This is a genomic window from Sphingomonas yabuuchiae, assembly GCF_001477495.1.
In the GTDB taxonomy this organism is placed as follows: domain Bacteria; phylum Pseudomonadota; class Alphaproteobacteria; order Sphingomonadales; family Sphingomonadaceae; genus Sphingomonas; species Sphingomonas yabuuchiae_A.
In genome coordinates this window covers 1-1,097 of sequence record NZ_LDTF01000087.1, presented here as the reverse complement: position 1 = coordinate 1,097, position 1,097 = coordinate 1, and the positions used below count along the sequence as shown (strand labels likewise).

At 63.1% G+C, this 1,097-nt stretch carries 1 protein-coding gene; it reads right to left on the bottom strand.

The genetic code is table 11. From position 1 onward, the window contains the following. The coding region (locus NS355_RS14255) for a catalase family protein (protein WP_058746315.1) at positions 1-874 on the bottom strand (874 nt) is incomplete at its 3' end. Between the last annotated feature and the right edge of the window lie 223 nt (positions 875-1,097).

Below are 1,097 nucleotides of genomic sequence, written 5' to 3'. Positions count from 1 at the left end.
TTGTGTAAGGGGTTAGGTACGGCGTGTCCTCATTCATCCCCCCCGCGATGCGAGCCTCGATCGGCATGGCGTCCAGATCGCGGTTCAGCTGGACGCGCAGCTCCCACTCGCCGCCCTGTTCGATCATCACCTCGCGCACCACTTCGCGAAGGGCATCGGGACGGTCGTGCGTATTCACCGTGTCGCCGGTCAGCTGGGTCAGCGCGGGGCTGACCGGGAACAGGCCGAACTTGGCGATATGGTCGCCGTAGCGGAACGGCGTCTGGCTGTAATAGGTCTCGCCCAGCGGATGAACCTGCTTGGCCCCGCCCAAAGTCTGGAGCGTCGCGCTCTGCACCCCGACCGTCTCCAGCGTCGCCTCGATCCCGCGCAATATGCCGGACAGCAGCTTCTTGCCGCCCTCGAACTTATCGGTCGTGGAGGCGAGCATCTTCAAATTCTTGGCAAAGGCGTCCGCGGTCGGCGCGGTGAAGACCGGCGCATTGGCCATGACGAAGTCCTGCGTCGTATCGCCTTCCGAACCCGGCAGCCGCTCGCCCTCGACTCCAATGATCTTCAACGCCAACCCGCGCGGCAGGCCGATGGCATCGTCCAATATGTCGCCCGGATTAGTCGAGATACGCGCCACCGCGTCATAGTCGCCCGGCCCGGCGAAGAGCCCCTGCGCCAGTTCGGGCGGGAGGTTGTCATGAACCTTCAGTTTGCCCCGAATGATGCCATGCGCCTTGGCATGGACGGCACGGACGCCGTGGCCGTAATCCTTGGAGGTGGTGTCGAGGATATGCTCGAACGACTGCTTCATCTGGTCGACGGTTTCGCCCTCTTCGGGTTTTACGTCTTCGACCTGGGGGGTAAATGCGACGGGGGTCTTCATCGGGGCTCTCCCTGTGGGTCCCCACCAACCCATGTTGGGTGATAGCGTTCCTCAAGATCGCTCATACGCGCCGCTCTTGCCGCTCCCCTCCCGCAGGCGGGAGGGGAGCGGCAAGAGCGGCGCGTATGAGCGATCTTGAGGAACGCTATCCCTCCAACATGGGTTGGTGGGGACCCGCTGGGCTGTCTCTTATACACCACTCACGCTACCGACGAACAAATAA